This window comes from Microbacterium sp. B24, assembly GCF_000333415.1.
Classification (GTDB): domain Bacteria; phylum Actinomycetota; class Actinomycetes; order Actinomycetales; family Microbacteriaceae; genus Microbacterium.
The window spans coordinates 1-4254 of record NZ_BADB01000413.1 but is presented as its reverse complement, the minus strand read 5'-3'; the positions used below and the strand labels follow the sequence as shown (position 1 = coordinate 4254).

The window sequence follows — 4254 nt, the reverse complement described above, 5'->3', positions numbered from 1 at the left end:
GCTCGTGACGCTCATGTGTGCTCCTCGTGTCGGATGCGGGCCGCGTATCGGCGGTGTGCATCCGAGCCTAGACGGGCCCAGGCTCCCGCGGAACCGGTGCGGTCGGCGCGGGCGCAGACCTTCAGACGGTGGCGGGGGTGGCGGTGACGCGCCCGAGCTCCAGCTCGATCGCGCTGCGGCTGGGAGTACCGCCGAAGCGGGTCTGGATGACCCCGTCGCGGTCGAGGATCAACGTCGTCGGCGTCTGAAGCACGTGGAAGTGCTTCGCGATGTCGGGACGGTCGGTGAGATCGACGTCCAGGTGCATCACACCGTCGTGGGCATTGGCGATCGATCCCAGCACGCGGTGCACGCCGGGGCAGCGCGCGCACATCTGCGTGCTGAACTGCAGCAGGGTGGCCCGCTCGCCGAGGGCGTCGGCTCCGAGGCGTCGCGGTTCCACGACTTCATCGGTCGAGGCACGGCGGGGACGATTCTGCGTCCACCGCAGGAGCAGTCCGACGGCGAGGGTCACGGCGAGCAGTGCGGTCAGCACGAGCACGGCATCGACGATGTTCACGGTCTGCCACGATACCGCCTCCGGAGGTGCGCCGGCTCCGATGACGGGCCGTGCGTAACAGTCCCGGCGTCGGCGGGCGAGGGTAGGGTGGCTGGCGTGAGCGCGGCATCCATCCCCACCCCCTACGAAGACCTCCTCCGCGAGGTGCTCGCCGACGGCGTACACAAGGACGATCGCACCGGCACCGGCACGACGAGTGTGTTCGGACGCCAGATCCGTTTCGACCTGTCGCAGGGCTTCCCGCTCATCACGACAAAGCGTGTGCACATGAAGTCGATCGCCTATGAACTGCTCTGGTTCCTGCGAGGTGAGTCGAACGTCTCGTGGCTCCAGCAGCACGGTGTGACCATCTGGGACGAATGGGCGGATGCCGACGGCGAGCTCGGGCCGGTCTACGGAGTGCAGTGGCGCTCGTGGCCGACGCCGTCCGGCGAGCAGATCGACCAGATCTCACAGGTCATCGAGCAGATCCACGCCAACCCCGACTCGCGCCGGCTCATCGTGTCGGCGTGGAACCCCGCCGACATCCCGCAGATGGCACTCGCTCCCTGCCACGCGTTGTTCCAGTTCTACGTCGCGGACGGCAAGCTGTCGTGCCAGCTGTATCAGCGCAGCGCCGACATGTTTCTCGGTGTGCCGTTCAACATCGCGTCCTACGCGCTGCTGACGATGATGATCGCCCAGCAGACGGGGCTCGAGCCCGGCGATTTCGTGTGGACCGGCGGTGATTGCCACATCTACGACAACCACCTCGAGCAGGTCCGCGAGCAGCTCACACGGGAGCCGTATCCGTATCCCCGCCTCTCGTTCGCGCGGACGCCCGCGTCGATCTTCGACTACACGTACGACGACATCCTCGTCGAGGACTACCAGCACCATCCCACGATCCGAGCCGCGGTCGCGGTATGACCCGGCTCGGCCTGATCTGGGCCGAGGCGCGCGGCGGCGTCATCGGCAAGGACGGGGGCATGCCGTGGCACGTGCCCGAGGACCTCGCGCATTTCCGCGCCGCGACGATGGGGGATCCGGTCATCATGGGGCGCCGGACGTGGGAGTCGTTCCCGCCCCGCTTCCGGCCCCTTCCGGGGCGACGCAATGTCGTGGTCACCCGCGATGAGTCCTGGCGGGACGACGGCGCGGAGCGGGCCGCCTCGCTCGATGGCGCGCTGGAGCTCGTCGACAGGGAAGAGGCGGCCTGGGTCATCGGGGGAGCGGGGCTGTTCGCCGAAGCGATCGCGCGCGCCGATGTGCTGGAGGTCACCGAGCTCGATCTCGAGGTCGACGGTGACACGTACGCCCCCCGGCGGGACGGGTGGGCCGTGGCGCGCATCGACCCGGACGATGGCTGGTCGCTCTCGCGCACCGGCGTCCCCTATCGCTTTCTGACTCTGATCCGTCCCTGAACGGTTCGTGTCTCGAGCGGCGACGACGAGAGGGAGCTCAGAATGGGCAAGACAGCGGTGGTGACGGGCGCCAGTTCGGGCCTCGGCGCGGAGTTCGCGCGTCAACTGGCGGCACGCGGAGCCGACCTCGTCCTGGTCGCCCGAGACAAGGACGCGCTCGAGGACATCGCGGAGCGACTGCGCGCAGATCACCGGGTACAGGTCGAGGTGCTCGCCGCCGATCTCGTCGCCGATGACGGTCTCGCCGCGGTCGTGGCCCGCGTCGCCGACCGCGAGCGACCGATCGGCATCCTTGTCAACAATGCGGGATTCGGACTCGACCTCGACTTCGCGGCGGGCGACATCGCCGACGAGCAGCGCCACCTCGATCTGCACGTGCGTGCGACGATGCATCTGACCCACGCCGCGCTGGGCACCATGCTCGAGCGGGGATACGGCCGGATCGTCAATGTCGCCTCGGTCGCGGGTTTTCTTCCGCGAGGCACCTACGGTGCGGTCAAGGCCTGGGTGATCTCCTTCAGTCGATGGGCCAACATCGCGTACGCGCCGCGCGGCGTCACCGTGACGGCGCTGTGCCCGGGCTTCACGCACACGAACTTCCACGAGCGCTTGGGGCTGCCGCCGGGGCGGGAGGGCATTCCGGCGGTGATGTGGCTCGACGCAGCGGACGTCGTCCGCGAAGGGCTGCGCGACGCCGCGCGGGGCAAGGCCGTCTCGATTCCCTCTCTGCGCTACAAGGTGCTGGTGGCGGCGATGCGTGTGCTGCCGGGCCCCGTGGCCGCGCGCCTGGCGCGCACCGGACGCTGAGGACTCGGCCGTGACCCACCCGCGGTCTGCTCCGACGGGGTCGCCGCGAGCCGGTAGCCTGGAAGCATGACGCACTCGGGCAATCCCTTCGGACAGGTCCTCGTCGCTCTCGTCACTCCGATGACGGCCGACGGTGAAGTGGACTGGCCCGCTGTCGAGAAGCACATCGACGACGTCATCACCGCCGGCGCCGACGGCATCGTCGTCACGGGCACGACCGGCGAGACGAGCACACTCACCGATCCCGAGAAGCTGAAGCTCGTCGAGGTCGGCAAGTCCGTCTCCAGCGGGCGGGCGAAGATCATCACCGGCGGCGGCTCGAACGAGACCGCGCACGCGATCGAGCTCTACAAAGCCAGTGAGAAGGCCGGCGCCGACGGCATCATGATCGTGACGCCGTACTACAACAAGCCCACCCAGGCCGGCATCTTGACGCACTTCCGTCTGGTCGCCGACGCCACCGACCTTCCCGTCATCCTCTACGACATTCCGGGACGCACCGGCGTGCCGATCAAGTACGAGACGATCCTGCGGCTCGCCAACCACCCGAACATCCTCGCGGTCAAGGACGCGAAGGGTGACTTCAGCGAGGTCAGCCGGGTGCTCAACCAGACCGACCTGATGTACTTCTCCGGTGACGATGCGAACGTCCTGCCGCATCTGTCGATCGGCGCGTCGGGCCTGATCGGCGTGACGGCGAACATCACTGCGACGCCCTACCGCGTCATCGTGGATGCCGTCAACCGCGGAGACCTGGCCACGGCGACCGCCGCCCACCAGCAGCTCGAGCCGCTCGTGCGCGCCGTCATGACGCACGTGCCCGGGACCGTGAGCGCGAAGTACATCCTGCACGGACTCGGCCGCATCTCGAGCCCTCGGGTGCGGCTCCCGCTCGTCGGCCCCGAAGAGTGGGAGGCCGCCCTCATCGAGGATGAGCTCGCACTCGTGAAGGGCGTCGACGGCGCCGACTTCTCCAACTTCCGTCCCGACCGCAACGCCGCCGCCGGCGGCGCGCTTCCCAAGGTCCACGGCACCACCCGCTGAGCGACCGCGATACCGGTGGATGCCGCGGCATCCACGAAAGGCAGACGATGCCCACGACGTTCTCCGAGCCTCCCGCGCTCGCCCCCCAGACCCTTCGCGTCATCCCGCTCGGCGGGTTGGGCGAGATCGGTCGCAACATGACGGTCTTCGAATACGACGGCAAGCTCCTCGTCGTCGACTGCGGCGTGCTGTTCCCCGAGGAGCACCAGCCCGGCGTCGACCTCATCCTCCCCGACTTCGAGCCGATCAAGGATCGGCTCGACGATGTCGTGGGCGTCGTGCTCACGCACGGCCACGAGGATCACATCGGCGCGGTGCCGTACCTGCTGCGGTTGAAGAACGACATTCCCTTGATCGGTTCGAAACTCACCCTCGCCCTGGTCGAAGCGAAGCTCAAGGAGCATCGCATCAAGGCCTACACGCTCACCGTCGAGGAGGGCA

The 4254-nt window shown here is 68.3% G+C and carries 6 protein-coding genes; 5 read left to right on the top strand and 1 reads right to left on the bottom strand.

Features of this window, described 5'->3' with window-relative positions:
- Positions 1-121 precede the first annotated feature (121 nt).
- On the bottom strand, positions 122-559 hold the full coding sequence (locus tag I5I_RS12300) for a TlpA family protein disulfide reductase (RefSeq protein WP_036320038.1): 438 nt from the start codon (positions 557-559) through the stop codon (positions 122-124).
- Between the two features lie 87 nt (positions 560-646).
- Between I5I_RS12300 and I5I_RS12295 the strand changes: the two genes are divergently transcribed.
- The 5 genes from I5I_RS12295 to I5I_RS12275 form a co-directional block, all read left to right on the top strand.
- Positions 647-1468, top strand: a complete 822-nt coding sequence (locus I5I_RS12295) for a thymidylate synthase (RefSeq protein WP_036320036.1) — start codon at positions 647-649, stop codon at positions 1466-1468.
- Complete coding sequence (locus tag I5I_RS12290; RefSeq protein ID WP_036320032.1) at positions 1465-1962, top strand: dihydrofolate reductase; 498 nt, start codon at positions 1465-1467, stop codon at positions 1960-1962. Before I5I_RS12295 ends, I5I_RS12290 begins: the two co-directional genes overlap by 4 nt.
- Before the next feature lie 42 nt (positions 1963-2004).
- Entirely contained in the window at positions 2005-2769 is a 765-nt protein-coding gene (locus tag I5I_RS12285) for an SDR family NAD(P)-dependent oxidoreductase (protein ID WP_036320030.1), read from the top strand.
- A gap of 66 nt (positions 2770-2835) precedes the next feature.
- Positions 2836-3813, top strand: coding sequence for a 4-hydroxy-tetrahydrodipicolinate synthase (gene dapA, locus I5I_RS12280; RefSeq protein WP_036320028.1), 978 nt, complete (start codon positions 2836-2838; stop codon positions 3811-3813).
- 47 nt (positions 3814-3860) lie between these two features.
- Positions 3861-4254: MBL fold metallo-hydrolase (locus tag I5I_RS12275; protein WP_036320025.1), on the top strand; the 394-nt coding region annotated here is incomplete at its 3' end.

Coding starts and splice junctions, on each gene's coding strand:
- dapA (WP_036320028.1), top strand. CDS start 2,836: ATGACGCACTCGGGCAATCCCTTCGGACAGGTCCTCGTCGCTCTCGTC.
- I5I_RS12290 (WP_036320032.1), top strand. CDS start 1,465: ATGACCCGGCTCGGCCTGATCTGGGCCGAGGCGCGCGGCGGCGTCATC.
- I5I_RS12285 (WP_036320030.1), top strand. CDS start 2,005: ATGGGCAAGACAGCGGTGGTGACGGGCGCCAGTTCGGGCCTCGGCGCG.